General features: G+C 46.7%; 19 protein-coding genes. 5 read left to right on the top strand and 14 right to left on the bottom strand.

Features of this window, described 5'->3' with window-relative positions; translation table 11 throughout:
* Window positions 1–299: 299 nt before the first annotated feature.
* From RIB93_RS19640 to RIB93_RS19590, 11 genes are all read right to left on the bottom strand, one after another.
* Entirely contained in the window at window positions 300–500 is a 201-nt protein-coding gene (locus RIB93_RS19640) for a hypothetical protein (RefSeq protein WP_446374756.1), read from the bottom strand.
* Window positions 501–1,103: 603 nt separating this feature from the next.
* Window positions 1,104–2,228, bottom strand: a complete 1,125-nt coding sequence (locus tag RIB93_RS19635) for a sensor histidine kinase KdpD (protein ID WP_446374754.1) — start codon at window positions 2,226–2,228, stop codon at window positions 1,104–1,106.
* 25 nt (window positions 2,229–2,253) lie between these two features.
* The gene (locus tag RIB93_RS19630) at window positions 2,254–4,284 is read right to left on the bottom strand and encodes a cation:proton antiporter domain-containing protein (protein WP_446374752.1); all 2,031 of its coding nucleotides are present in this window, start codon (window positions 4,282–4,284) and stop codon (window positions 2,254–2,256) included.
* A 38-nt stretch (window positions 4,285–4,322) separates the two neighbouring features.
* Window positions 4,323–4,667, bottom strand: a complete 345-nt coding sequence (locus RIB93_RS19625; RefSeq protein WP_446374750.1) for a hypothetical protein — start codon at window positions 4,665–4,667, stop codon at window positions 4,323–4,325.
* An 80-nt stretch (window positions 4,668–4,747) separates the two neighbouring features.
* Window positions 4,748–5,128: a response regulator gene (locus RIB93_RS19620; protein WP_446374748.1), complete on the bottom strand. Its 381-nt coding sequence runs from the start codon at window positions 5,126–5,128 to the stop codon at window positions 4,748–4,750.
* A 261-nt stretch (window positions 5,129–5,389) separates the two neighbouring features.
* Window positions 5,390–5,968, bottom strand: a complete 579-nt coding sequence (kdpC, locus tag RIB93_RS19615; RefSeq protein ID WP_446374746.1) for a K(+)-transporting ATPase subunit C — start codon at window positions 5,966–5,968, stop codon at window positions 5,390–5,392.
* A 76-nt stretch (window positions 5,969–6,044) separates the two neighbouring features.
* The gene (locus tag RIB93_RS19610; protein ID WP_446374744.1) at window positions 6,045–6,209 is read right to left on the bottom strand and encodes a hypothetical protein; all 165 of its coding nucleotides are present in this window, start codon (window positions 6,207–6,209) and stop codon (window positions 6,045–6,047) included.
* Between the two features lie 2 nt (window positions 6,210–6,211).
* Entirely contained in the window at window positions 6,212–6,481 is a 270-nt protein-coding gene (gene kdpF / locus RIB93_RS19605; RefSeq protein WP_446374742.1) for a K(+)-transporting ATPase subunit F, read from the bottom strand.
* Window positions 6,482–6,508: 27 nt separating this feature from the next.
* The gene (kdpB, locus tag RIB93_RS19600; protein WP_446374740.1) at window positions 6,509–8,611 is read right to left on the bottom strand and encodes a potassium-transporting ATPase subunit KdpB; all 2,103 of its coding nucleotides are present in this window, start codon (window positions 8,609–8,611) and stop codon (window positions 6,509–6,511) included.
* Between the two features lie 53 nt (window positions 8,612–8,664).
* Window positions 8,665–10,374 carry a potassium-transporting ATPase subunit KdpA gene (gene kdpA / locus RIB93_RS19595; protein WP_446374738.1) on the bottom strand — a complete coding sequence of 570 codons (1,710 nt, stop codon included), beginning with the start codon at window positions 10,372–10,374 and terminating at the stop codon, window positions 8,665–8,667.
* A 51-nt stretch (window positions 10,375–10,425) separates the two neighbouring features.
* Window positions 10,426–10,719: a hypothetical protein gene (locus tag RIB93_RS19590; RefSeq protein ID WP_446374736.1), complete on the bottom strand. Its 294-nt coding sequence runs from the start codon at window positions 10,717–10,719 to the stop codon at window positions 10,426–10,428.
* 279 nt (window positions 10,720–10,998) lie between these two features.
* Between RIB93_RS19590 and RIB93_RS19585 the strand changes: the two genes are divergently transcribed.
* The 3 genes from RIB93_RS19585 (at window position 10,999) to RIB93_RS19575 (ending at window position 13,081) form a co-directional block, all read left to right on the top strand.
* Complete coding sequence (locus RIB93_RS19585) at window positions 10,999–12,102, top strand: sensor histidine kinase (RefSeq protein WP_446374734.1); 1,104 nt, start codon at window positions 10,999–11,001, stop codon at window positions 12,100–12,102.
* 94 nt (window positions 12,103–12,196) lie between these two features.
* Window positions 12,197–12,403: an RRXRR domain-containing protein gene (locus RIB93_RS19580; protein ID WP_446374732.1), complete on the top strand. Its 207-nt coding sequence runs from the start codon at window positions 12,197–12,199 to the stop codon at window positions 12,401–12,403.
* 24 nt (window positions 12,404–12,427) lie between these two features.
* The gene (locus tag RIB93_RS19575; RefSeq protein ID WP_446374730.1) at window positions 12,428–13,081 is read left to right on the top strand and encodes a response regulator; all 654 of its coding nucleotides are present in this window, start codon (window positions 12,428–12,430) and stop codon (window positions 13,079–13,081) included.
* A gap of 55 nt (window positions 13,082–13,136) precedes the next feature.
* On the opposite strand, the gene gltB is transcribed toward RIB93_RS19575, so the two are convergent.
* Window positions 13,137–17,843: a glutamate synthase large subunit gene (gene gltB, locus RIB93_RS19570; protein WP_446374728.1), complete on the bottom strand. Its 4,707-nt coding sequence runs from the start codon at window positions 17,841–17,843 to the stop codon at window positions 13,137–13,139.
* Between the two features lie 583 nt (window positions 17,844–18,426).
* On the opposite strand from gltB, the gene RIB93_RS19565 reads away from it, so the two are divergent.
* Window positions 18,427–18,693 carry an AbrB/MazE/SpoVT family DNA-binding domain-containing protein gene (locus RIB93_RS19565; protein WP_446374726.1) on the top strand — a complete coding sequence of 89 codons (267 nt, stop codon included), beginning with the start codon at window positions 18,427–18,429 and terminating at the stop codon, window positions 18,691–18,693.
* The gene (locus tag RIB93_RS19560) at window positions 18,690–19,070 is read left to right on the top strand and encodes a type II toxin-antitoxin system VapC family toxin (protein ID WP_446374724.1); all 381 of its coding nucleotides are present in this window, start codon (window positions 18,690–18,692) and stop codon (window positions 19,068–19,070) included. Before RIB93_RS19565 ends, RIB93_RS19560 begins: the two co-directional genes overlap by 4 nt.
* Window positions 19,071–19,074: 4 nt before the next feature.
* Here RIB93_RS19560 and RIB93_RS19555 read toward each other — a convergent pair whose 3' ends face one another.
* Entirely contained in the window at window positions 19,075–19,698 is a 624-nt protein-coding gene (locus RIB93_RS19555) for a hypothetical protein (RefSeq protein WP_446374722.1), read from the bottom strand.
* A 626-nt stretch (window positions 19,699–20,324) separates the two neighbouring features.
* On the bottom strand, window positions 20,325–22,529 hold the full coding sequence (locus RIB93_RS19550) for a CHAT domain-containing protein (RefSeq protein ID WP_446374720.1): 2,205 nt from the start codon (window positions 22,527–22,529) through the stop codon (window positions 20,325–20,327).
* Window positions 22,530–22,565 lie beyond the last annotated feature (36 nt).

Genomic DNA, 22,565 nt, shown 5'->3' with positions numbered 1-22,565 from the left:
CTTTAACCATTTTTACCCAAATTTCAATTTATAGCAGTAGACACATTGATTAGGACTTTCCGAACTGTTGTAGAGACGTTGCATGCAACGTCTCTACCATAAGATGCGTCCTAACCGCTATGGCGGTTGCTATATTTTGAGGCGATTAAAAGCTACAGTGCTTGTGTGGCAAGCTTCCTGGCTCATGAAAACTGATATTTTAGCACACTAAGTCCGGAAGATCCGTTTTTTTTACCTATGATCGGTAGCGGAGGGTTAGTCGATAACGATACTATATTCGTCATTTGTCCTTTGGTTTATTAGGCAACCGCCTCGTATTGTTGGGACTCCGTCTCAACTTGTCGGAGAATCTCCATGGCTTCGGGTAGAGTCTCACAGCTATAATTCGCTTTGAAGTGAAAGGGGCGAACGCGAGAGTCGGTTAGCACAGCCGATTCCCAGATGCTAAGTTTGATCGGTTTTTTGGGATTGTTGGTGGCACTAATGGAGTATTGAACCATGGCAGTGCTTCTTTCTACAAAAGGTCGATAGTATCGCAGTACAAATTCAGGAGACTTTTTCTCTCCTTACTAAATTATGAGGCAAAACCAGGCTGGAATGTTCCCTCTGACTGAGGATTTGCCGGAAAAAACAGTAAGGATGAAGGCAAACCTGGGTTTTCTCCTTCATCCTTCTGTGACGTCCTCCTACACCGACCCTGCGGGTACGGTTGTAGGCTTCCTTTGGGGTTCCGTTTCAGAACGACGCTTCCGGCGTTTTATAGTGGGGAATACGCAAGAGCCCACTTATTGCTTATCGCAAGAGAAACTGTAGTTATGGAATTTAGTTTTTGCTGTCAATTTACCAGCTTTTACAGCTTTGTCAATGAAATACAAAAACAATTTGCCCTTAATATTAGCTTACAACAAGCAAGTTGTCAATAATAAACTGGCGATTCATCCCACGCTCAATCGAAGATTAGAGCGTGGGATGAATCGCCGGATAAGCTAATTTAGCCACAACCACTATTGTCTGGCTTGACCGCACGGGACTTACACTCTGACAGTAGCAAATAGGGACTGCTGAATAAGTGCAAGCGGTGGGGGTAGGGAACTCCAATTAGCCTAGGTGGCAATGATGTGCAAGTCAACATCCTTGAGATACCGCAGCAACTGCTGCACAGGAGAACCTCGTAAGGCTAACTGCCATCGGGATTTATGAGTTTGTCCCACCACGACTTGAGTAATGTGGTAGTTATGTGCTACTTTAGCGATCGCGTTGGGAATATTGGTGCTGGTGACGTGTAAAAATTCACCCCCAAATTCCTGACAAAAATGCTCACACATTTCTATATAGAGGCTTTCATCTTTGGTGAGAAACTGTTCAGGGTGAGCCACAAACAATCCATATAAACGGGCTCGCATAATAGTCGCTAACCGCGCCCCCCGTCGTAGCAATTGAGCTGAATTAGGATAGGTGGACACACAAACTAACACCCGTTCGTGAACGCTGTAAAATTTGCCTGTTAGGGTAGACTTTTCAGCCACGGCTTCCAAGTTGTCAGCCACTTCCCGCAGTGCCAATTCTCGTAAAGCGAGTAAGTTTCGGCGTTGGAAGAAATTCTGTAGAGATTGTTCGATTTTTTCAGGGGCGTAAATTTTCCCTTCGATTAATCTTTCTTCTAAAGTTTCTGGCGTGACATCGACAATAACCACTTCGTCGGCTTCATCCAAGAGGCGATCGGGTATTCGTTCTCGCACGACAACCCCGGTAATTTTGGCAACTAAATCATTGAGACTTTCTAAATGTTGAATATTAACGGTAGAAAAAACATCAATCCCGGCATCTAAAATAACTTCAACATCTTGATAACGTTTTTCCCTAGGCAAACCCTTTATATTCGTATGGGCGAGTTCATCAACTAATACCAGTTGCGGTTGACGCGCCAGAATTGCATTGGTGTCCATTTCCGTAAGCGTTGTGTTTCCTCGACATATAGATAAACGGGGAACCATTTCTAGTCCCTCAGCGGCTGCTGCTGTCTCCTGGCGTCCGTGAGTTTCTAATAACCCAATAACGACATCAATTCCTTCTTCTCTAAGTCGATGCGCTTCTTGTAACATTCGATAGGTTTTACCCACGCCCGGTGCCATACCGATATACAGACGGTGTTTTCCGCGACGGCTGGTAGGGGGTTCAAAAGATTCAGGGGAAGCGGATGAATGGGTGAGTTCGTCTTTATTAATCATCGCGGATCAAAACGTAGAAATTAACTTATAAAGTAGTCTTCGGAAAGTGAACTACAATCATCGAGGTATCGGGATGAGTTCGTGCGATCACCTCGGGTTCGATCAGTTGCCCTGGCAAACTTAATAAACGAGTAGAATCCGTGTATGCCATTAAAATTAGCAAGTCGTCCCTTTGCAGCAGGCGGGAAACGTTTTTGACAAAATTTCCCCGCACTCGCATTAGCGGAGTATCGATACTTAACCCAACTGATTCTGGCTGTAGCCTGAACGGTTTCGAGTGAGTCGCCACCACCATAAGTTGGAGCGTTGCTTTGATTTCTTTGGCTAAATTATCAGCGACTTCTACGGTTTGTTTAAATGTAGCCGATGACGTAGTTTGAACGTCTGCGGCTAAAAGAACTCGTCGGGTATTTTCAATCGGTTGGGAAAACCGACTAATTAATACGGGGACAGGGGATCGCTGGATTACATTATCGATAACACTGCCAAAAAAATTCTCGCGAGTGGTTGAGTATCCTTTCCACCCACAAATAATCAGACTGGCATCACGTTCTGATGCTGTGCGGGTAATTCCTCTGTCAATTGCATCATCCACTCGACCAATTGACTCCACCTGAGTTACGGCGGCATGAGCGATGGCTTCTGCTGTGGCTAAGAGCTGGGTTTGTAGCATCTTTGCTTGGGGAGTTACAGGTTTATATTTATCGGAAATAACATGAAGTGGTAGTAATATTCCTTGAGCAGTTTTTGCCAAGATTAATGCCAATTGCAGCAGGTTATCTTCAGTATTGGGATTAGCCACCGGAACGAGAACGCGCTTCCCCAATCGCTGAGAACTTTCGGTTTCAACTGAGAGAGTTTGGACAGTTTCGACTTTCTTACCCCAGCGCTCAGTGATCCAGGGCGAACCAATACAAGTAACTAGGATCATGGCAATAATGCCATTAACGGTTAACTCATCAACCAGTTCGACATCATAGGCAACTGTAATCGCGGCTAGCGTGGAAGCGGCTTGAGCTATGGTCAGACCAAACATGATCATGATGCTGGGAAATCGAAAGCCAAACCACTTCCCTGTTCCCCAAGCCGCGAGAAACTTACTGATTACTTCAACGACAACAATAACAGCCGCAATTAAAATAGATTTTGGTTGCTGGATTAACACCAGGGGGTTAATCAGCATTCCTACAGAAATCAGAAAAAATGGCACGAATAAGGTGTTACCAATAAACTGAATCCGATTCATCAAAGGACTCAGTTGGGGAATCAGTGGCGTCAGGGCAATTCCTGCTAAAAATGCACCGATAATCGGTTCAATTTCAATCAAACCTGCTAGATAAGAAATGACAAATAACGTCGCCAGAACAAAGATAAATTCTGCACCTTCGTCATGTCCAAACCGCCGGAAAAACCAGCGACCGATTTTAGGAACACCCCAGAGGGTGGCAAATGTATAAATACAAAGCGCTGGAATCAGAAATAACCAAAAACTAAGGGTGAGTGTTCCGCCATCTGCTTTGAGGACAACGGCTAATACTAATAATGCCAAAACATTGGTAATTAAGGTTGCTCCCAGAGTCGCGGTTACAGCCTGAGTTCGCATAATTCCCAGCTTGTTCAACAGGGGTAATGCTAGGAGGGTATGAGACGCGAAGCATGAGGCTACCAGTATGGCGGCTAAGACGCCATATCCCAACACCAACATGGTAAGTGTCCCCAGCACCATCGGCACAGTAAAGGTAGTTAACCCAAAAATGACGGCTTTACTAGCATTGTATTTAAGGTCATTTAGGCTGGTTTCCAACCCCGCCATGAACATCAAAAATAGCAACCCGACGGTTCCTAATAGAACAATTGTACTGTCACGTTCCAGCAGACCCAGAACATGGGGTCCAACCACCACACCAGCGAGGATTAACCCGACAATACCAGGGAGTTGCAGTCGCTCAAATAGCAGGGGAGCGACTAACATAATCGCCAAAATGGTGAGGAAAACGGCTACAGGGTCAGTAATCGGTCCGGGTAGGACTTGAGCTAGGTAAGTCGGTAGGTGCATTCTACTTAGGGATATCTATTTTACAAGTAACCAATAATTTAGTTTTGGACGGATTCTTTTTTAGGTTGAATTTGTGGAGAATAACCGTGTTTATAAATAAACCATTTTTTTCGCACAGGTCGAGTGATTTGCCAAAACACATTAGCAACAGGTTGTTCTACCCATTCCGGGATAAACACGCCAATTAGACCTCGCCCATCATCTTCTCGGAAAAGGACAAAAAGCCGCTCTAAAAAATAGAGAAATAGGAGACCTCCAAAAAAATTAAATAGATAACTCCCGACGTAGAATCCAAAGAGCCTGAGAAATAGAAACCGCAGCGGAATCCAAATTAGAAATCTGACTAGAAATGAGGTGGTCAAAAATAGAATCAACTTCCGCATGGCGTTACCTCAACGGAGGACGGCTTTTGTGGGATTGCGTGGCTCGTTTGAGGTTCGCTTGTGCCGGTTTGTAGGTGGGGTCAAGGTCTAGAGCAACTCGGTAATTTTTTAACGCTTCCAATAACTCGCCTTTCTTTAGGAGTAAATGGCTTTTGCAAAAAATCGACAGCGCCGAGTTTCATTGCTTCAACAGCATCTTCAATCGTGCCATGTGCGGAAATAATAATGATTTTGATGTCTGGATATATCTCGATAGCACGTCGTAGCACTTCTAATCCATTCATTCCTGGCATTTTGAGGTCTAACAGAATTAGATCGTATTCTTGAACTTTTAACTGTAATAGAGCATCCTCACCATTGTCTGCTGTGGCTACCTGATACCCTAATGGATCTAACGACTGAGCAATCGTTAGTCGAATATTTTTCTCATCATCGACAATTAAAATTTTGACATTATTCATCGTTTTCGTCTCCTTACCTTCAAGCTAACTCGCTCTCGTTGGGTTTCGTTCCTCAACCCAACCTACACCTCACTTTTCACGGGAAGTCTAGAAACTATTGTAGAGACGCGCTTTTGAAGCGTCTGGGCGGGTTTAGTTACATCTGGGTACAACTAAAAAGATAGTTGTGAAACCCGCCCCTACAGAGACACCACATAGTGTGAAAAGTCAGAACCTACAAAGGTGATAGGCTTCCGTACCATTGCCTTGAGGTTTAACCCGTTACAACGCATCGAGTGCCAAATTCAGCCTTAAAACATTTACTCCGGGTTCACCAAAGATGCCAAGAAATCTACCGTCTGTATAGTGACGAATGAGAGTCTCAACTTGATTAGTTTCTAGGGAACGTGCTATCGCTATCCGCTCAATTTGTCTTCTGGCTGCCTCAATGCTAATATGCGGATCTAAACCCGAACCCGATGCATAAACTAAATCAGCTGTTGGCTCAATTCCTGCGTCCTGAAGTTGGTCAATGGTTTCCTGAATTCGTCGGATTAATTCTGGATTACTGGGTGCTAAATTACTCGCACCCGAAATGCCAGTTGGTGCCGCCTCTTCTCCTTCAGAATAGTTTACGGTGCTGGGGCGACTCCAGAAGTATTGTTCAGAGGAGAAGGATTGACCAATCAACGCTGAACCGATGACTTGTCCTTGGTTATTGGTAATTAAACTGCCATTGGCTTGATAGGGAAAAAACACTTGACCGATAAAAATCATTAAAAAGGGATAAATTAGGGCAGTCAAAATCCACAAAACGAATGTGACACGAATTCCGGTAATCGTTTCTCGAATGACAGACATGGTTTTAAATGATGAATGGGTAGTGCTGGTAGGGTAGGTTAGGGGAGTAATATACTCCCCCTATTTCTGAGGCAAATTAACGGAATTGACAGATTTTATGCGGCTGGTTCGGTTCAGATGACTTGGATTGTTTTTTCTGGTGTTTTTTCTGATACCGTTCTAACCATATATGCCGCCACTGGCGCTTTATTCGCCAATCCGCCAATTTTCGGCGAATTTCTTCAACAAGTTCTTTCCACATAATTAAAATCGCTCCGGTTGAAAAATAACCACAAATAAGTACACTGATAGTCCCAGAGTGACAATGCCCAAAATACCGATCGCATAAGCGGCTGTGCGGGTAATTTCATTCCCTGTCGTAGCATAGACGGCTGGCGCGATCGCGAGATTTAAGCACATCAGTAGAAAGAGTTGAATCGGTAAACGATTACCTTGCCACTGTTCTCGGACTAACTCAATGAGTTCACTCACGTCTCTGGGTACAATTTCGTTTAAATCCTTCCCTGGTTTCATCCGTTATCTCCTTGTTAAATAGTGGTGCTACGCCAATCCCACAGCCGCTATTAACCAATCAATCCCTTTAATGCCGATAAACGGTGCAACAATTCCCCCTAACCCGTAAATCAATATATTTCGTCGCAACAGTTGATTGGCACTTAAGGGTCTAAACTTCACACCTTTTAATGCCAAAGGAATTAAGGCAGGAATAATCAAGGCATTGTAAATCAGCGCCGCTAATATGGCAGATTGAGCGCTGGCTAACCCCATAATATTGAGACTGCCAATACCAACAGCCGCAAACATGGCGGGTATAATCGCAAAATATTTGGCGATATCATTTGCCAGAGAAAAGGTGGTTAACGCCCCCCGCGTAATTAACAACTGCTTGCCAATCGTGACCAAATCAATTAACTTCGTCGGATCAGAATCTAAATCCACCATATTCGCCGCTTCCTTTGCCGCTTGTGTGCCGGAATTCATGGCTAATCCCACATTTGCCTGTGCCAAGGCTGGGGCGTCATTTGTCCCATCCCCCGTCATCGCCACCAATTTGCCTGCGGCTTGTTCCTGTTGAATCACGGCGATTTTATCTTCCGGTGTCGCTTCGGCAATAAAGTCATCCACTCCGGCTTCTTGGGCAATCACCGAGGCAGTAATTCGGTTATCCCCAGTCAGCATCACACTCTTAACCCCCATGCGTCGCAACTGGTCAAAGCGATCGCGCATTCCGGGTTTGATGATATCTTTGAGGTAAATTACGCCATAAATATCCTCACCACAGGCAACCGCCAAGGGAGTACCTCCTAAGCGAGAAACCCGTTCGTAAGCTTCATCTAAGTCAGATGCCAATTGACCGCCCCGAGACCGCACAAATCCCTTAATCGCATCCACAGCGCCTTTGCGTATCTCGTCCCCATTGGGGAGATTTGTGCCACTCATGCGAGTTTTCGCCGTAAACTCTACCCCTTCCGCCGCGTTGCGGTCAAAGGTGACGGCTGAACCAATATGATGTGCCAGTTTCACAATCGACTTGCCTTCCGGCGTCTGATCAAAGATACTGGCAGCTAATGCGACATCGGCAACCTCGACAACGCAGTGACCATTTACGGGAATGAACTCCTCAGCCAAGCGGTTCCCCAGGGTAATCGTGCCAGTTTTATCCAGAACCAAGGTATTCACATCACCACAGGCTTCCACTGCCCGTCCCGAGGTGGCTACCACGTTAAACTGGGCAACTCTATCCATCCCGGCGATACCAATCGCGCTGAGTAATCCGCCAATGGTTGTCGGAATTAGCGCCACCAATAGGGCAATTAAGGTAACCACGCCCACTGGTGAACCGACATAATTAGCAATTGGGGGAATCGTAACGACGACAATTAAAAACACCTGGGTAAGAACCGCCAACAATACCGTTAAAGCAATCTCATTCGGCGTCTTGCTGCGTTGTGCCCCTTCCACCAAAGCAATCATCCTATCCAGGAATCCTTGACCCGGCTCTGCCGTTACCCGGATAATCAGTTCATCAGATAGAATTCGGGTTCCCCCGGTAACCGAACTTGCCACATCTGAACCGGGTTCCTTGAGAACCGGGGCGGATTCCCCAGTAATGGCGGATTCATCGACTGAAGCCACCCCTTCTATCACTTCCCCATCGGCGGGAATAATGTCACCGGCAATCACTTTAATGGTTTCACCTTTATGCAATTCGGTGGAACTCACCTCTACAGTGGTATTATCCGGTAGAAGTTTCCGGGCAATGGTATCGGATTGAGTGGAACGCAACGAATCTGCCTGTGCCTTACCCCGCCCTTCTGCTACGGCTTCGGCAAAATTGGCAAATAGAATCGTGAGTAAGAGAATGATGGCAACCAGGCTATTAAATAAGCGCTGATTGTCTCCAGGAACCGGACCAAATAAACTCGGATATAGCGCCAGCAAAATGGTGATGATTGTACCCACCCAAACCACAAACATGACTGGGTTTTTCATCATCACGCGGGGGTTCAGCTTGAGGAAGGCTTCCCGTAATGCGCGTTTGTAGAGTCCTTTGGTATTCACTCGCCCTGGTTTATTTTGCTGTCGGTTCTCACGACGGCGAGGTGATTTTTGGGGTGTTTCCAGAGGTTGTTTCGTTTTCATACCGTAACGATGGATAATCAATGGGTCTAGTCAGGACGATGAAAGGCTGAATGCTAACCGCCCCCTGCAATTTGAAAGGCTTCGGCAATCGGTCCTAGGGCAAGTACGGGGAAGAAGGTGAGGGCGCCAAGGATGAGAATCACGCCAGCCGTTACACCGGTAAACAATCCTGTATCTGTCCGCAGCGTACCTGTTGTTTCTGGTACAGGCTGTTTCCGGTACATACTGTCGGCTAACAGCAATAGGGCAATAATGGGGATGTAGCGTCCTGCCAAAAGGCTAATGCTGGCTGTCAAATTCCACCACAACGTACTATCGGCTAATCCTTCAAATCCTGACCCGTTATTGGCAGCAGCAGAGGCATATTCATAGATAACTTGGGAGATGCCGTGAAAGCCGGGATTCGTAATTCCGGCTAGGGTTTCTGCCTCTGGCAAACCCATCGTATCCGCGAAGGAAATACTAATCGCACCAGGAATCAAAATCATAATCGGGTGGACTAGCAAAATTACACTCGCCAGAACAATTTCGTGCTTTTCAATCTTGCGTCCAAAGAGTTCGGGGGTTCGCCCCACCATCAATCCGGTGAGAAATACCGTCAAGATTAAAAAGGTAAATAAATAGGCAGTTCCCGTTCCTTGACCCCCCCAAACAATTTGTAGGAACATATTAAATAAGGTGGTAAAACCTCCGGGTGGCATTAGTGAATCATGCATTCCGTTCACTGCACCACACATCGTTCCTGTGGTAGACACTGCCCAAAGGGCGGTTAATGCCCAATCAAAGCGCACTTCTTTTCCTTCTAAGTTTGTTGCCAGTTCGCCTAAAGGATTGTTGACTAAGGGATTGCCTTGATACTCACCTATGGCAGCAACTACAATCAGGACGGCATAGATAAAAAAGACCATGCCAAAGAGTAACCAGCCTTGCTTTTTGTTATTAGCAAAGATGCCGTAGGTGTAAATTAGTGCTGCGGGAATAACCAACATGGTAATCGTTTCAATCAGGTTAGTCGCACCGTTGGGATTTTCAAAGGGATGGGCTGAGTTGATGCCAAAAAATCCTCCCCCGTTTTCGCCCAGTTCTTTAATCATTTCAAAGTGAGCAACTGGACCTCTGGCAATATATTGTGGGGCACCTTCTAAGGTGGTGGCAACCGCAGATCCAGCTAAGGTTTCTGGGACACCGAGGATGAGTAATATAAGTCCCCCAACTAGAGAAATCGGCAGCAAAATTCGGGTGATTGATCGGGTTAAATCTACATAGAAGTTCCCCAATGATCTACCTGTTAACCCTCGAATGAATGCGATTGCAACAGCAATCCCTGTGGCGGCTGAGGTAAACATTAAATACCCCAGCGCTAGCATTTGAGAGGCATAACTGAATGTGGTTTCGCCAGAGTAATGCTGCTGATTGGTGTTAGTAACAAAGGAAATCGCTGTGTGTAGGGCTAAGTCCCAACTCGGTGCATCTAATTCTGTGGGATTCAAAGGTAGAATCCCCTGAAGCATGAAGATTAAATACACCAGAACAAACATGGCGAGGTTGCTGTACAGCACGCCTTTGGCATACTGCCAACCGGTCATATCCCGTTGCGGACGGACTCCAATTAATCGATAAATGACTCGTTCAATCGGTGTTAGAATTGGGTCGAGAATGGTTCTCTCACCCAAGAACACCCTCGCCATATAGGTGCCAAAAAAGGGAACAATTGCCACTAATATTGCTAAAATTATGGCAATTTGGAAAAAGCCTTGTAACATAAGTTAAGCTAAGTGGGGATAAGAAAGTTTAACGGCAGTGATTGTCATTGGTCATTGGTCATTAGTCCTTTGTAAGGGACGAATTCCGTCCGACGGGAATAGGGCATCACTGTTGTCAGTTAGGACTTCGTAAACGGACGCGATCGCGTCGGGCAAGGCGACCAAGAGACAGTCCTGTCCGTAATTCATTGCTGCTTCAATTGTGGAAGCCATTCCGTGGGTGAGTCTCACACTATTCATAAGTAGGCATTCTTTAGGTATTGGCAGAACCGAGAAATTCATACCGAATTGGCGGCTATGCCATTGAATTTGAGCCTGAATCAGGCGGATTGGCAATGTAAACATGGTTTTGCATCGATAGCTGTTCTGGGAACGGTGATCGAGTTTTCAATAATTCAATTATTAACGCTGAGAAAAAAATGGACATCATCCATCGAGTATAAATTTCTTTGTTTCTTTTTTAATGGCTTAACTTTATCGGATTATATGCGGATTTATATTCAATGAATATCTGGGTTTATTTAGAGATATATACTGGGAGATATAGTTGGTAGCTGAACGCTAAGTTTAGGCTAGATTAGGAGTAATCTATAGGCTTGGATAAAATAAACAAAGCGAATTATAATGTTGCGCCGATTACTGGCTCTCAAACCGACGTTTTTTCCTCAAAACCAGCACCACAAAACCTGTTGGCTGATAGCTGGAACCTTTGCTGTCGTGATTGCTTTGGAGTATGCCACACCCTCAGACTACGTGTTTGGCTACCTGTACACCGGACCAATTTTGCTGGCGAACCCCCGCTTAAATCGTTCAGCCACCCTGCAAGTTACGCTGATAGCCTCTGTGCTAACGCTTTTAAATCTGGTTGTTCCCACTGTAGAATTAACCAATCCCGCAACAGTCGCCAATCGATTCATTGCGATGATGGCATTAGTCGCGACAGGTTGGTTAAGCGATCGCAACCGCCGCTATGAAGAAGCGATCGCGCGACACAAAGCCCAGTTGCAAGCCCAAACCCAACTCGCCAGTATTCGCGAAGATTTTGTGTCTACCCTCACCCATGATCTGAAAACCCCCCTCTTGGGAGCGATTGAAACGATAAAATTGTTTCAGGCTGGTCAATTTGGCACGATAACGCCACCTCAAGAAAAAGTGCTGAGGATGATGGATCGCTCTCATCATGCTTCATTACAACTGATCCAGACGCTGCTGGATGTTTATCGTAATGATGCTGAGGGGCTAAAACTCCAACGCCAACCTGTAAATTTAGTCGCGTTAGCAGAGGAAGTGATTGCCACCTTCACCGATTTAGCCGCCAGCCGTCGGGTGCATATCCTCCTGAATCAAAGTGAATCGGACTTTCGCCGTTCTTTATGGGTGAATGGAGATGCTTTACAATTGCAGCGAGTGTTTGCCAATTTACTCGTTAATGCCATTAACCATTCCCCCCGTGGCGGTAAAGTCGAAGTGAGACTGGCATCCCTGGGAGAGTATCAAGTTGTCAGAATGCTTGATAGTGGACAAGGCATTACAGAGGAAGAATTACCTCACCTATTCGAGCGATTTTATCAAGGACACACCAATCGTCAAGCCACAGGTTCGGGACTAGGACTATACCTGACGAGGCAGATTATTGAAGCCCATGGCGGTACAATTTGGGCAGAGAACCGAAAACCAAAAGGGGCGCTGTTTGGGTTTAAAGTGCCGGCTTATGTTAAAGACGAGTAAACTACCCGCCGCTAATTCGGAGTACCGAATCTAGCGGGGGCTTTTAAGAGAAGCCCAGAGTTTACCCGACTAAGTACCGAAAAAGTACTACGTTTTGGGAGCCATCACACCTACGGATACGAAGCCAGTCTGTAGCTCTGTGGTCATGTCGGCGCTGTGTCGAATTGCTGCTATCTCTCAAGAGTTGGTTAAATTTGATACTCAGCAGATGGAAGATTCGGAAATTAGCGGAGTCGGCTATCAGCAGGGAACTTTGGCGGGTTACGAAATCCGTGAGTTTTTACTCGAAAATATGACATAAACAAATGACATAAACAAATAACGAATGCGGATTCTACTCGTAGAAGATGATGAACTGTTCCGCTTAGGACTATCGACGCGATTGCAGCAAGAACCAGGATTAGAAATTGTGGCAGAGGCGGTAGATGGCGAGACGGCGGTGGAATTAACCAATCAGTATTTACCCGATGTTGTACTGTTGGATGTGGGACTACCCGGACTTGGTGGTGTGGAAGCCTGTCGTCAAATTAAGCAGCAGCACCCAGAATTACCGATTTTAGTTTTAACCTCTCATTCCCAGAAACCTCTAATTGAGCGGCTAATTGCAGCGGGGGCTTCTGGATACTGTCTCAAAGGCATTGAAGCAGAAGTATTAATCCTAGCACTGCGTTCTGTGGCGGTGGGGGCGTCATGGTGGGACAAAACCAGTACCCATGAAATTCGCGCCGCTGTGGGAGAACAGACTCCGGAGGTTGCCCAATATACAGATGAATCGTCCGCCAATCCTCTGACTCAGCGGGAACAGGAAATTCTGGCGCTGATTGCGGCGGGTAAGAGTAATCAAGAAATTGGGGAACTCCTACATATTGCCACAGGGACAGTCAGGGTTCATGTTCATGCCATTTTACAAAAACTGGACGTGCGCGATCGCACTCAAGCCGCTGTTCTGGCGATTCAAAAAGGATTGGTGAAAACGTAACGGTTCTAGCATTCGAGAACTGTAGAGACGTTGCATGCAACGTCTCTACGAGGTTTTACTGAACTGGACTTAACTCCCGTTCTTTCACCGCATCGGGATTGGCTTCAGGGGTATCTTCCTCCGAGGGTGGCACCACTTGCCAGAATTTACCGATGAAGTCCGACCAATTTGCCAGAATTGTCTTGGCTTTAGCACTTCCGGTGCGGTCAACATGGGCTTGTATCAGGGCTTTTAACTGCTGTTCCCCAGCCGATGTCGTCACCCGTTGAATCTTAACAATTTCGGGGTTGACTTTTGCCGGGAAGTTCCCATCTTCATCTAAGAAGTAGGCTAACCCGCCCGTCATCCCCGCACCGACATTGCGCCCAACATGACCTAAAACCACAATTACACCGCCTGTCATGTATTCACAGCAGTGATCGCCAGCCCCTTCAATCACCGCTTGACCTTTAGAATTGCGGACGCCGAATCGTTCACCCGCCCAGCCATTGGCAAATAACGTACCGCCTGTGGCACCGTAGAGGCAGGTATTGCCGACAATTACGTTTTCGGCGGGGTTGTAGGTTGCATCAGTGGGAGGCGTGATGATAATTTCACCTCCATGCATTCCTTTACCCACATAATCATTGGCTTCCCCAACCAGGTTGAGGGTGATTCCGGGCAAATTAAACGCACCAAAGCTTTGTCCGGCTGCACCTTTGAAGTTGAGGGTAATCTGCCCTTCAAAGCCAGTATTGCCGTATTTTTTGGCGATCGCACCGGCTAAACGTGCGCCAACCCCTCGGTCTGTATTTAGAACCGCCACGTCTTTGGTGAGGGAACTTTGGTTGGCGATGCAGGCTTGAATCTCTGGATCAGCGAGAAGTTGATCATCGAGAACGAGTCCATTGCTATGAACCACCTCATGGTTGAGGAAGGATCGATCGCGACTTGTATCCGGTAAATCGGTTAAGCATTTCACCGATACCGTGGATGTCTTGGTTAACGCGATATCCTCACGTTGCTGCAATAAATCCGCCCGACCAATTACCTCGTCTAACTTACGATACCCTAACCGTGCCAGGAGCGATCGCACTTCTTCGGCGACAAAGTAGAAAAAGTTGACCACATGATCCGGGATTCCGCTAAACCGCTTCCGCAAATGATCTTGCTGTGTCGCCACCCCAACCGGACAGTTATTCGTGTGACAAATCCGCGCCATGATACAGCCTTCAGCAATCATCGACACCGAACCAAAGCCATATTCTTCCGCGCCCATTAACGCCGCCATCACGACATCCCAGCCAGTTTTGAAGCCACCATCTGCCCGTAAAATCACGCGATCGCGCAGTTGATTGATCATCAACGCCCGATGGACTTCGGTAACCCCTAACTCCCAAGATACGCCCGCGTGTTTAATCGAACTTAAGGGAGATGCGCCTGTTCCGCCATCATGACCGGAAATTTGGATCACATCAGCATTTGCCTTCGCCACCCCTGCGGCGATCGTACCAATGCCAATTTCCGCCACTAATTTTACCGACACCTTCGCCTCTGGATTAATTTGATGCAGGTCAAAAATTAACTGGGCGAGGTCTTCAATGGAATAGATATCGTGGTGGGGGGGTGGTGAAATCAACGGTACACCGGCTTTAGACCGCCGCAACATGGCAATATAAGGACTTACCTTTTTCCCCGGTAACTGTCCCCCTTCTCCCGGTTTCGCACCTTGGGCGATTTTAATTTCCAATTGTTTGCCACTCATCAGGTACTCTGGCGTCACCCCAAAGCGCCCGGATGCGACTTGCTTCGTGGCGGAACTCGCCGTATCCCCATTCCGTAGTCCTTTAAGATGCGGTAATGTGGGCGAATTCCCCTGATTATCCACATCATCCAAGACTTTAAACCGAACGGGGTCTTCTCCCCCTTCACCGGAATTTGACTTCCCGCCAATCCGATTCATGGCAATTGCCAAGGTTTCATGTGCCTCTCGTGACAAGGAACCCAAAGACATGGCACCGGTACAGAAACGCTGGACAATATCCGCCACAGGTTCTACGTCTTCAATCGGGATGGGGGCGCGATCGCTGTTGAAGTCTAACAAATCCCGTAACGCCGTGACCGGGCGGTCTTCCAGGTATTTTTTATAGACATCATAGTGGTCATAAGCGGTCTTTCCGTTGTCAGTTTTGCCGTTTCCGTTTTTAACCGACGCATCTTGTCCATTAAACGACGCCACGGCTTTATGCAATGCCTTTGCCATCTCCGGGCTATTCATGTGATATTCGCCACCGGGACGGTATTGGATAAAGCCAAAGTTTTCCAGTTTCTTACCCGTCAACTCCGGGAACGCCCGTTGATGGAAAGCAATCACTTCCTGTGCCAATTCTGCCAGATTCAAACCACCCAAACGGGAGGTTGTACCCCGGAAGGCTAAATCTAGTACCTCTGCACCAATTCCCAATGCCTCAAAAATCTGCGCCCCTTGGTAAGACGAGAGTAGAGAAATCCCCATCTTTGACAGGATTTTCAATAAGCCAGCTTCCACCGCCTTACGGTAATTTTTCTGTGCCGCTTCAATAGTTAAGGGTTCAATTTTACCCCGATCCATCAATTTCTGCGTTTTGGGATTCGACCACCACTGACGCACCGATTCCAATGCCAAATAGGGATGAATTGCCGAAGCCCCATAGCCAATTAAACAAGCAAAATGATGGGTACTCCAGCATTGCGCCGTTTCCACAACCAGGGAAGCTTTCATCCGCAACCCTTCGCGAATCAGATGATGGTGAACTACCCCAACTGCTAATAGTGGTGGAATATAACTGGTGGTTTCTCCGACACTCTCACCAATTTTATCGCTCAAAATCAGGACTTTTGAGCCAGATTTCACCGCTTGATCCGCTTGGTCACATAATTGATCAATGGCAGCTTTTAGCCCATCCGGACCCGCGCTAATCTCAAATAAGGTTGAGAGTTCAGTCGTGGCAAACCCAGAGGTTTTTACCGCATTTAACTCGGCTTCATTCAGAACCGGGGTTTTCAGTTTCAGCAGTTGGGCATAGTCTGGTTTAGCCTCTAACAGATTCCCCCGTTCACCCAATTCCATACTTAAGGACATCACCAGACTTTCCCGCAAGGGATCAATCGGTGGATTGGTTACTTGGGCAAAGCGCTGTTTGAAATAGTCATACAGCAGGCGCGGCTTATCCGAGAGGATGGCTAAGGGAATATCATCCCCCATACAGAAGGTGGGTTCTTTCCCTTGACTCACCATCGGTTCCAGGATCATATCCAAATCCTCAGCCGTATAGCCAAAGGCGGTTTGCTGCTGGAGTAACGCTTTGGCGTCGAGTTGGGGGGTATCGGTAAACCCTTGAGGGGATAAAACCTGACGATGTTGTTTCAGCCAATCGCCGTAGGGTAAGCGTTTGGCAACTCGCTGTTTGATGTCCCAATTTTTGAGAATTTCGTGGTTGGCTAAATCCACAGCAATCATCTGTCCGGGTCCAAGTCTACCCTTTTCCACAATGTCTGCTTCGGGTAAGTCTACGACACCCGCTTCTGATCCGACCACCACATACCCATTCCGGGTGATACTATAACGGGCAGGTCGCAATCCATTCCGGTCTAGGGTTGCACCAACGACTTGACCATCACTAAAGACTAACAGCGCCGGACCATCCCAAGGTTCTTGAACGCCGCTGTAATATTCGTAAAAATCCACAATTTCCGGATGATCCTGCAAATCGGGCTGATTTTTGTAGGCTTCGGGAACCATAATCATCAAGGATTCCAGAGGACTACGACCCGATCGCACGAGTAACTCAAAGATATTATCCAGGGTAGCTGAGTCACTATTATCCGGAGCAACCGTGGGCTTGAGGTCTTCGATGTCGTTCCCCCACACTGGATGTGATAAATCCGCTTCCCGCGCCTTCATCCAGTTAATATTACCCAGCAGGGTATTAATTTCCCCATTATGTCCCAATAACCGCATCGGTTGGGCTAGGGGCCATTTGGGTAGGGTATTGGTGCTAAAACGGCGATGATAGACGGCAAAGGGGCTTTGAAACTCAGGATGTTTTAAGTCCTGATAAAATTCACCCAGTACCGCCGAACGCACCATGCCTTTATAGACAATTGTGCGACTGGAGAGGGAGCAAATATATAAATCATCCGACCAATGAAGCGTACCATCGGCTTCTAAAGCGTTACCAATGCGACGGCGGGTTTTGTAAAGAAGACGTTCCCGATCATCCCCAGCTTGATTGGGGCAGCTAACAATAACTTGCTCAATTTGCGGTTGATTCTCTAAAGCTTGGGGTCCAACCACCGACTCGTTCAGGGGGACGACACGCCAACCCAATACGGTGAAACCGTCTTGTTCAAAGACTCCGCCAACAATATCGCGCACTTTAGTCGCCTTTGTTCCATCTTGGGGTAAAAATATCATACCCACCGCCAACTGATCGGTTGGTGGCATGGTAATTCCTTGTTCCTCAAACCAAGACGTAAACAACCCCCAAGGAATCGTCGTCATCAAGCCAGCGCCATCACCCGAATCTCGGTCAGCGCTACAGCCACCGCGATGTTCTAAACAGGTTAATGCCGAAAGTGCCTGTTCAATCAGTTCATGGCTAGCGACACCTGCGACTGAGGCGATAAAGCCAACACCGCAAGCATCTCGTTCTTCTACTAACCATCGTTGTCCTGGATAGGCTACATCGTCTCGATTCCAGGATTGATGCTGTTGATTTAGGTTGATGCTCCTGTTTGTCATAAAATAGTTCCTGGTGTTATTGGTCATTGGTCACTGGTCATTCGTCGTTAGGGGTAGGGGGGCAAGGGGTATAAACCTTGAAACCCTTGTATTATCGTTAATTATTCTTGCCCACCTTACGGTAACTAGGAATTGATTACCCGTGCGGCAAAATCTCAGTTCTATCTAAGTCGGCTACGTCATCGCCAGTTCCATTGAAAAAGAGAAATAATTGATGTTAATTTGCTCTCTAGTCATGATTGTGTGAGTCATCTCGTGTCCAGTTGGCGTAGTTGTCTTATATTTTTATATATACAGTTGGCAGATGGAGTAGCATCAGCCACTAAACTACAGATCCAGAAGAGTCAGCAACTTTGGTTCTCAAATGAAGCTCTTTAGATGGGGAGATTAATCTTAGCGAAAATACTTGACTCTGGCAATCCCTTATGTCATGAGTTTAGGGTATTAACCGATTAATCAACCTAGCTGCAACCAATTTTATCTGGAGGAGCCGGGAGCCTTGGTGTTTCCTTGCTCACTCTGGAGTAATGCCACATCTTCTAATATGTGGCATAGAATGAATAATGTGGCACAAATAAAGCAGATGAGCGAACTATCCAAATCCGTAGAAGTACATTTGGGTCGTCAGGGGCGGTTAGTCATTCCGGCAGCGTTGCGGCGGTTGTTGGGGTTTGAGGAAGGGGATAAGCTAGTTGCCCGTGAGGAGGCGGGGCGGTTGGTGCTGGAAAAGCCGGAGGCGATTAAGCAACAGTTGAAGGCACGGTTCGCACAAGTACCCACAAATCGCAGTTTGGTCAATGAATTAATCGCTGAACGTCGCCAAGCCGCGAAAAAGGAAGCGAGTGAATGACAGTAGTGTTGGATGCTTCAGCGTTGCTGGCTTATCTGAAGGGTGAGTCGGGAGAAGAGATTGTGGATGGCGTGTTAACCGAGTCAGTGATATCCAGTGTGAACTGGGCGGAAGTCGTGCAGAAGGCGATCGCGGCAGGAGTCGAGGTGGATGGCATGGTGAATGATTTGCAGGCACTGGGGCTGACGGTAGAGCCGTTTACGCTGGAGGATGGGGAAATGGTAGGACGACTGTGGGAGTCAACTCGGCAAACAGGTTTATCTCTGGGAGATCGTGCTTGTTTAAGTCTGGGATGGCGATTGGGAGTTCGAGTTTTGACCTGCGATCGCGCCTGGGCTGCTCTCAATCTGTCTGTCGATGTGCAGGTAATTCGCTGATGAGCTATTCATTTCTATGGGATAGGTGTTGACCTAAGGGAGTCGATAATATTCCTAATATTTGGTTAACTTCTTTAATAAAGTAATCGTTTAAATCAATAAAAGCGGTTTGATTGACCAATTTAATAAACTTCCAAATCATTCCTGTAGTAACGGCACCATAGATAACATCAATGGGAATTTCCATTTGTTGATTGAATCGTTGGGCAGCCACCATTTCAGCAATACATTGTCCTAAACCACTTTTAATATTTTCGTTCTTAGCTTCTACCAGGGTAACGACTGGGGCATAGATTTCATACATTTCGGGGGAAGCCGTGAGAATATAATCACAGTATCCATTGAGTCCAACGGTTGGGTCTACGTTGAAGTCTGTGCCAGAAAAAAAGCCGACTTGGAAGTTGAAGTGCCGCCGGACTTCTAACAAAACAGGAGCAATAATTAATTCAGAACGGGCTTTTTCTGTGTTTATTGCATTAGCAAGGGGTAAAAATTCATGCAGCGTGATTTTGAGGTAATCGCTGGGTTCAAGAGGAGCAATATCCGGAAAAAGGCGACTGGTTTCGTTTATAGTTAGGTTAAAGGTTGTTCTGACTTTGCTGAGGGTCGTAAAATCGCTGTACGCCATATTGATAAGGTTAAGATATAGCATTTGTAAATGAGTTGTAAACCGAGGAGGTCTTTTCTTAGATTACTTAAAAACTCTGTATCTCTTTCCCCTATTGCCTCTTGCCCATTGCCCATTGCCTTTTTACCAGGTTCATGTGTTCACGACCCAAATAAAAACACTATAGTTTGTTTGATATCATCTTGTTCACCAACTATAGCAACTGCCAAGACGGTTAAGACCTCCGGTGGAACTATGTAGCATTTCTCATAGGATGAGTACATAAGCGTGGGCGCAAGCCTTCATCCGTGTCAACTTAAGCTCAACCCCTCACCCCCAGCCCCTCTCCCACGCCGGGGAGAGGGGAGCAAGAAAGGTGTTATATTCCAATTCCCCTTCTCCTGTGCAACAAAAGCGAAGCATCCTCTGTCCTCCCCCCTCTTGTAGGGGGGAACGAGGGGGGTCCGGAGAAGGGGTTAGGGGATGAGGGTGAAATGCTCGCCCTGTATTAGTTTTCTACCTTAAGTTGACACCAATGCAAGCCTTGCCCCCCTACAGTCGGGTGTAATATTAGCACTTGAGTCCGCTATCATAGCGGTTTGTTCCAGACGTTTTAGGCAACGTCTTTACTGTAGCCATTGCCTGTTTTACCAAGGACTTCCGACTAATGTAAATGCACTCCAATAATACGGATGAGTGAGTTCTTTATCTGGTAATTCAGCCAACTGAGGGGGTAAAGGAATGGTAAAATTCGGCGTAATTAGTTGACCCTTTTCAATTCGCACTTCACCCCGAATCATCGCTAACTGTGTTTGTCGTAATGCTTCAGCTTTAATCGGCGCTTGTTTTAAGTAGGAATAAAAGGTGGTCATTAATCCCAATGTCGCTTCATCGCTGACATACCAGAGACTTCCCACGGCAGATTTAACCCCCGCTTGTACGGCTAATCCGGTAAATCCTAACTCCGCCTCCTCATCCCCTAAAGCGGTGCGACAGGCGCTTAATACCATCAGTTCCACCGGGGGGTTATTTAATCCTAGTTCTCGGATTTGGTCAAGGGCTAATTTTGTCTGCCAAAACTGAATATAAGAGTTTTCGGGTTTGCCGGATTTAAACTCACCGTGGGTGGCTAGATGCAGGATGCCAAAGGGGGTTTGATTCCGAGCTGTTTTCAACTGTTGGGGCGTGAATGTAGTATTGAGAAACGATTGACCCTGCCAGAGTTTCTCCGTAATTATTGATAACTCTACCGGAACGGCAGGTAAAGGATTTTGGTCGGTAAATTCGGATGCCCCCATCGCCAAGACTGCCAGATTCTTTATATTCGCATAGCGAGTATCTGTCAAGGAAATACTGGGCATTAAATGAACATTGTATTTCTCCAAAAGAAACTGCTCCCCATCATGCAATATTGCCATGGGTAAGGAACGCAAACCACTATCGACCAGAAGGGAAATAGTATCAATTTGGTGGGTATTTAACTCCGATTCAATGGGAGCAACTAACCATTGATAAAGCTGTTGTGCCGCCGGGAGGTAAGGGCGAGGAATGCGAATATCGGTGACAGCGCGACGTAATTGTTGAGTGGTTTGGAGAACTTTTTCTCGTGTTGCACCGGGTATGGGACGGCGTATGGGTTGCCCTTCAGCGGTGACAATAATTAATTCTAGTTGATCCTGACTGTTGTCGCGTTCACGTTCAGGGGTTTCTAGTTTTTTGTTGAGGTCTAATCCGGGGGTTGGTGTTAGTGAGGGGGCGTTACTGGGAACAAAAACAGCATAGAGTAGTGCGGGTTTCGTTCCCGTTTCTTGTTCAATGCGGCGGAGGATGGCTTGGGATTCGGCTTGGTTGGTCGTTGGAGTATCGGAAAACCCTAAATAATCCTCATACTGACGAGTCAAATATTCCTCAATTTCTGCCACAATATCAAGTTTTAGGTCAGGAATTTGAGCTTGGACTATTGGGGGTGGGTTTTGGGGCAATTGGAGTAGGTTGACGGGATTAATCGTTGGATTGGCAGAGGAGTCATTGATGGGATTGACAGGATTAATTGTTGGATTGACAGATGAGTCATTGATGGGATTGACCGGATTAATTGTTGGATTCGCAGATGAGTCATTGATGGGATTGACGGGATTAATCGGTTGAGGAGTTGATGGGGATTGGGGTTCGGGTTGAGGAGTTAATGGCGGTTGAGTTGGGTTATCTGTGTTGGTTAAATCAAAGGGTGTCAACTGTAAACCGTTAGCGGTAGCGATGACTTGATAGTTGCCCGCAATTGTATTTGCCGTAACCGGATTCTCGGCGATACCTTGAGGATTGGTGAGGACGGTTGTCCCGTTACCCAAACTGCCCGATGCACCACTTGATGGGGCATTGAACGTGATAGGCACACCTGGAATCGGCTGATTAGCAAAGTTCTCTAATACTTGCACAGTCAATGAGTCAGCAAAAGCCGTATTAACGGGTGTACTTTGAGGTGAACCTGTGACATTTAAGGTAAAGCCTTGGGACTCAAATGCACCAATATCAACGAGATCATTAATAATGCGGGTTGCTTCTCGTTGGTCAGTCGTTATACCAGCAGGAATATTAGCATTATTCCCCGCATCTAGGGCGGGGCTACCTGGAACGGGGGCATGGGTTTGAGTTGAGCCGCCATTGTTCGCTAAGGGAGCAAGAACTTGGTTAATGTCGGTGATACCTAAACTGGTAAAGGTGAGGTCACTGCTTGTACCGATAGTACCGTTTGCGCCTGTGGGGTCGCCAATTAGCTTGAGTCGGCGAGAAGCCCCACGCTCTAATCTCTGATTGAGCGTGGGATGAATCGCCAGTATTAGTTTGAAGAACAAACTACCTGTCGCTACTAGGTAGAGAGTTTATATAAA

The sequence above is a fragment of the Coleofasciculus sp. D1-CHI-01 genome, assembly GCF_040218875.1.
Lineage (GTDB): Bacteria > Cyanobacteriota > Cyanobacteriia > Cyanobacteriales > Coleofasciculaceae > Coleofasciculus.
Note: the sequence above shows the minus strand (reverse complement) of the source record. Positions and strands in the feature narration are given on the sequence as shown.

Excerpts from the sequence above, each read along its gene's own strand:
- RIB93_RS19630 (WP_446374752.1), bottom strand. The coding sequence starts at position 4,284 with ATGCACCTACCGACTTACCTAGCTCAAGTCCTACCCGGACCGATTACT.
- gltB (WP_446374728.1), bottom strand. The coding sequence starts at position 17,843 with ATGACAAACAGGAGCATCAACCTAAATCAACAGCATCAATCCTGGAAT.
- kdpF (WP_446374742.1), bottom strand. The coding sequence starts at position 6,481 with ATGAAACCAGGGAAGGATTTAAACGAAATTGTACCCAGAGACGTGAGT.
- kdpA (WP_446374738.1), bottom strand. The coding sequence starts at position 10,374 with ATGTTACAAGGCTTTTTCCAAATTGCCATAATTTTAGCAATATTAGTG.
- RIB93_RS19565 (WP_446374726.1), top strand. The coding sequence starts at position 18,427 with ATGAGCGAACTATCCAAATCCGTAGAAGTACATTTGGGTCGTCAGGGG.
- RIB93_RS19590 (WP_446374736.1), bottom strand. The coding sequence starts at position 10,719 with ATGTTTACATTGCCAATCCGCCTGATTCAGGCTCAAATTCAATGGCAT.
- RIB93_RS19585 (WP_446374734.1), top strand. The coding sequence starts at position 10,999 with ATGTTGCGCCGATTACTGGCTCTCAAACCGACGTTTTTTCCTCAAAAC.
- RIB93_RS19640 (WP_446374756.1), bottom strand. The coding sequence starts at position 500 with ATGGTTCAATACTCCATTAGTGCCACCAACAATCCCAAAAAACCGATC.
- RIB93_RS19610 (WP_446374744.1), bottom strand. The coding sequence starts at position 6,209 with ATGTGGAAAGAACTTGTTGAAGAAATTCGCCGAAAATTGGCGGATTGG.
- RIB93_RS19560 (WP_446374724.1), top strand. The coding sequence starts at position 18,690 with ATGACAGTAGTGTTGGATGCTTCAGCGTTGCTGGCTTATCTGAAGGGT.
- RIB93_RS19575 (WP_446374730.1), top strand. The coding sequence starts at position 12,428 with ATGCGGATTCTACTCGTAGAAGATGATGAACTGTTCCGCTTAGGACTA.
- RIB93_RS19635 (WP_446374754.1), bottom strand. The coding sequence starts at position 2,228 with ATGATTAATAAAGACGAACTCACCCATTCATCCGCTTCCCCTGAATCT.
- RIB93_RS19555 (WP_446374722.1), bottom strand. The coding sequence starts at position 19,698 with ATGGCGTACAGCGATTTTACGACCCTCAGCAAAGTCAGAACAACCTTT.
- RIB93_RS19625 (WP_446374750.1), bottom strand. The coding sequence starts at position 4,667 with ATGCGGAAGTTGATTCTATTTTTGACCACCTCATTTCTAGTCAGATTT.
- kdpB (WP_446374740.1), bottom strand. The coding sequence starts at position 8,611 with ATGAAAACGAAACAACCTCTGGAAACACCCCAAAAATCACCTCGCCGT.
- RIB93_RS19620 (WP_446374748.1), bottom strand. The coding sequence starts at position 5,128 with ATGAATAATGTCAAAATTTTAATTGTCGATGATGAGAAAAATATTCGA.
- kdpC (WP_446374746.1), bottom strand. The coding sequence starts at position 5,968 with ATGTCTGTCATTCGAGAAACGATTACCGGAATTCGTGTCACATTCGTT.